The organism is Streptomyces sp. NPDC000594 (genome assembly GCF_040299965.1).
Classification (GTDB): domain Bacteria; phylum Actinomycetota; class Actinomycetes; order Streptomycetales; family Streptomycetaceae; genus Streptomyces.
Genome location: NZ_JBEPCY010000001.1, coordinates 1 through 4,240, shown reverse-complemented (window position 1 = coordinate 4,240; position 4,240 = coordinate 1). Strand labels below are relative to the sequence as shown.

The 4,240-nt window shown below is 70.7% G+C and carries 2 protein-coding genes; both read left to right on the top strand.

Annotated elements, in window-relative coordinates:
• Window positions 1-750 precede the first annotated feature (750 nt).
• Window positions 751-1,941 (top strand): cytochrome P450, encoded by a 1,191-nt coding sequence (locus ABT354_RS00010; RefSeq protein ID WP_351486667.1) that lies wholly within the window; start codon window positions 751-753, stop codon window positions 1,939-1,941.
• Between the two features lie 105 nt (window positions 1,942-2,046).
• Window positions 2,047-4,080 carry a 3-hydroxyacyl-CoA dehydrogenase NAD-binding domain-containing protein gene (locus ABT354_RS00005; protein ID WP_502983301.1) on the top strand — a complete coding sequence of 678 codons (2,034 nt, stop codon included), beginning with the start codon at window positions 2,047-2,049 and terminating at the stop codon, window positions 4,078-4,080.
• The last annotated feature ends 160 nt before the right edge of the window (window positions 4,081-4,240 follow it).

The following is a 4,240-nucleotide window of genomic DNA, read 5'->3' as shown; positions in this document are numbered from 1 at the left end:
AGAAAAGCCCTCTTTCAAACCCCGACATCCCGATCGAGACAGGCCACAACCGCGAGTGGCGATCAGGAAAGGACTTCAACTTCGAACTTCGCGCGTTGATCCGACAGCGGAACAGGGCCGTGGTGCAAGCCCCCGCCGTACGGGCCCCGTTGCCCCGGCATCCGCCCGGTCACCCCTCGGTGTGGTCTCCCTCAGGCCGCGTAGCGGACAGGGGGCACCGAGAAGGGGCAGCCGTCTTGCATGAGGCAAACGGTGTGGATGGTGCGACCGGCATCGTCGGCGAGGCCGGGGGTGTGCAGAAAGTGCCGGGACCGGCGGTTCACAACAAGGGAGGAAGGAGGTGTGGTTCCGGACAATGACGCAGAACTCCTGCGACGCGTACGCGTGCCTGCCGTTCCACGGCCATGCCCCCATCGCCTCCGTCAACTACGCTGCGTGAACTCGCCTGTTCGTTCGGTCCGCAGCCACACGCTACCCCACAAGGCAGGCCCGTCAAACCCTTCGATCAGGCTTGATCATTTTCCCTGCGGACAATCCTCGCGGCCGGGACCCTTCGGGCGTCCCAACCGGGACGATAAGTGCGTCATCGCAGGTCACAGCCGTTTTCGGCAGGATGTCGCAGTGCGCGGCAGCGGCATCCCCACCGCCCCGCGCGCGCCTGAGTGCTGTTGACCCGTCAGAGGCGCACCGGGATGATCCGAGGCCTGGCGCAGTAGCTGCCGGGGACCGACATTCGCGAAGGGTTCACTCGTGACCGAAGCCGTTTCCTTCCCGCAGGATCGTTCCTGCCCCTACCACCCGCCCACCGGTTATCAGCCGTTGGTGGACGAGGGGCCGATCTCCCGCGTCAGGCTCTACGACGGACGCGAAGCGTGGATCGTGACGGGGCACGCCGAGGCACGGCAACTCCTCACCGACGATCGCCTTTCCTCGGTCCGTGAGAACCCGGCCTTCCCGGTGACCTCGCCGCGCTTCGCGGCCATCCCCCTCGAACAGCGCCGCACCCCGCTGCTCGGTGCCGACGGTCCCGAACAGCACGCCCAGCGGCGCATGTTGATGCCGCGCTTCACCAATCAGCGCGTCGCCGACCTGCGCCCGCAGATCCAGCAGCTGGTGGACGAACTGCTGGACGACATGATCGAGAAGGGCCCGACCGCCGACCTGGTCAGCCAGTTCGCGCTCCCGCTCTCCTCCAGCGTGATCTGCGCACTGCTCGGCGTACCGGTCTCCGACCGCGACTTCTTCGAGGAGCAGTCCTCCCTCCTGCTGCGCGCCACCACGGGCGAGGAGGCCGCGGGTGCCGCCATGCAACTCATGGCCTATATGGGCAAATTGATCGCCCACAAGGAGAGCGAGCCGGGCGGCGACCTGCTGGACACCCTGGTCGAGCACATGCACGCGGGCGAGTTGGAGCGGCAGGACGCGGTCAGCCTGGCGATCTTCATGCTCATCGCCGGCCATGAGTCGACCGCCAGCATGATCACACTGAGCACCCTGACCCTGCTGGAACACCCCGAGCAACTCGCCGCACTGCGGGCCGACGACACCCTGTTCCCGAACGCCGTCAACGAACTCCTGCGGTTCCTCTCCATCGTGGAGGGCCTGGCCCGGGTGGCCACCCAGGACATCGAGATCGGCGACGTGGTCATCCGCCCCGACGACGCGGTGTTCTTCGCGACCTCACTGGTCAACCGGGACCCGTCCGTCTACCCGGCCGCCGATGAGCTGGACCTGACACGCTCGGCACGCCACCACATCACTTTCGGCCATGGCATCCACCTCTGCCTCGGTCACAATCTCGCGCGCGCCGAGATGGAGATCGCGCTGCGGGCCCTCTTCACCCGTCTGCCCGGCCTGCGCCTGACCGGCCCGGTCGACCAGCTCCCCTGTGCACCGGGCGACACAGTCCAGGGGCTGCTCTCCCTCCCTATTGCCTGGTGAGGCGGCCGGCGACACAGGTATGCCGCCGCGCCACACCATGATCAGGCAGAACCCACACTGGAGGGGCAAGTGAGAAACGAAGTCGTGACCCATGCGACCACCCGGATGATCCCGGTCTCCGGACTGGCGAAGCCGGTCGCACTGATCACCCTGGACAATGGGCTCGACCCCACTAAACCGAATACTTTCGGCCGCGAGGGTCTCCGCAGTATCGACGCCGCCTTCGACGCCGCGCTGGCCGCGGACCCGGCGGCCATCGCGGTGACCGGCAAGCCCTTCTGCTTCTCCGTCGGCGCCGACCTGGCCGCCGTCGGGATGGACCGCGAGACGACGCTGGCCGTCGGCAAGCTCGGCCACGACGCGTTCCGCCGCTTCACCGACTCCACGATCCCGACCTTCGCCCTGGTCAACGGGGTCGCGATCGGCGGCGGACTGGAACTGGCACTGTCCTGCCAGTACCGGACCGTGGCATCCGATGTGCCCGCACTGGGCTTCCCCGAGTGCGCCCTCGGCCTGTTCCAGGGCTGGGGCGGCACCCAGTTGCTGCCGAACCTCATCGGTCCGGACCGCGCGGTCACCGTGATCATCGAGAACGCGTTCACCAACACGATGCTCCAGCCCGCCGACGCCGTCGAACTGGGCGTCGCCGATGTGCTGCTCGACTCGGCGGACTTCCTCGACGCCTCACTGCGCTGGATCGCCGGTGTGGTCGACGGCACGACCGCGGTCCCCCGCCCCGAGTTCGACCGCGGCGCGGGCTGGGACGCGGCCATCGCCCGGGCGCGGGCCCTCGTCGAGGCCAAGACCCACGGCGCGTCACCGGGGCCGGAGCGGGCCGTGGAGCTGCTGGACCTCGCCCGCCACCACGACCTGGACCGCGGCTACGCGGCCGAGTCCGAGGCCATGGCCGAGGTACTGATGGGCGATGAGGCACGGGCCAGCCTGTACGCGTTCAGCCTGGTGCAGTGGCGTGCGGCCCAGCAGCCGGGCCTGCCCGACGAGTCGCTGGCCCGCCCGGTGGAGAGCGTCGGGATCGCCGGTACGGGTCCCGGGGCCACCGGGCTGGCCCTGCTGTTCGCGCGACAGCTGGACGTCCCCGTCGTCCTGACCGGCGCCGACCGGGCGCAGGTGGACGAGGCCGTGGCCCGTGTGCACACCGAGGCCGACGCACTGCTGGACGGCGGCCTGCTGACCCCGGACGCGGCCGTCCGGGTCAAGGCACGGGTGTCGGGGTCGCCGGACGGGGAGGCGCTCCGGGAGGCCGGTCTCGTCGTCGAGGCACTGGACGGCGATCTCCCCACCCGGCAGCGGGTGTTCGCGGAGATCGAGGAGCAGGTCCCGCCCGGGTGCGTGCTGGCGACCACCGCGCCCGGCACCTCGCCCGCGGAGGTCGCGCTCAAGCTGCGCCACCCGGCACGGGTGGTGGGGCTCCGCTTCGCCCACCCGGCAGCCGTCATGCCGCTGGTGGAGATCATCCGTGCCGACGGGACCGATGAGGCGACGCTGGCGACGGCCTTCGCGCTGGGCAAGGGGCTGGGCAAGACCGGTGTACTGATCCCGGACACGCCCGCGTCCGTCGTCGACCGGGTGCTGGCCCGCCTGCTGGGCGAGATCGTCGCGATCCTGGACGAGGGCACCCCCTTCGGGCCGGCGGACCGGGCGTTCCACCCGCTGGGGCTGCCGGCGACACCGCTGGACCTGCTGGAGCTCATCGGTCCCGCGACCGCCCTGCGCGTCATCGAGGCCCTGCACGCGGCCTTCCCCGACCGGTTCACGGTGAGCGGGAACCTGCGGCGGCTCGTCGAAGCGGGCAGGACCTCCGTATGGCTCCGGGACGCCGCGGGCGGGAAGACCCCCGACCCCGAGGTCCTGGCCGGGTGGCAGGCCGGTTCCTCGCCGTCCACCCCGGCGGAGGTGCTGGACCGCACAGCCGCGGCGCTCGCCGACGAGATCCGGCGGATGCTGGACGAGGGCGTGGTGGCCGAGGCGCAGGACGTCGACCTGTGCCTGATCCTGGGCGTCGGCTGGCCGTTCTGGCTCGGTGGGATCACCCCGTACCTCGACCGGACCGGTGTGTCGGAGCGGGTGACCGGCCGGCGGTTCCTGCCACCGGGCATCGCCAGCGTTCCCGCCGAGTAGCGCGGAACCCGGACCGGAGCGCGGAACCCGGACCGGAGCGCGGAACCCGGACCGGAGCGCGGAACCCGGACCGGAGCGCGGAACCCGGACCGGAGCGCCCCGGCGACCAGCTCACCCCGGGCCGCCCCGGCGCTCCCCGACCGGCGCCCCGACCCCCAAC

Excerpts from the sequence above, each read along its gene's own strand:
- ABT354_RS00005 (WP_502983301.1), top strand. The coding sequence starts at position 2,047 with ATGATCCCGGTCTCCGGACTGGCGAAGCCGGTCGCACTGATCACCCTG.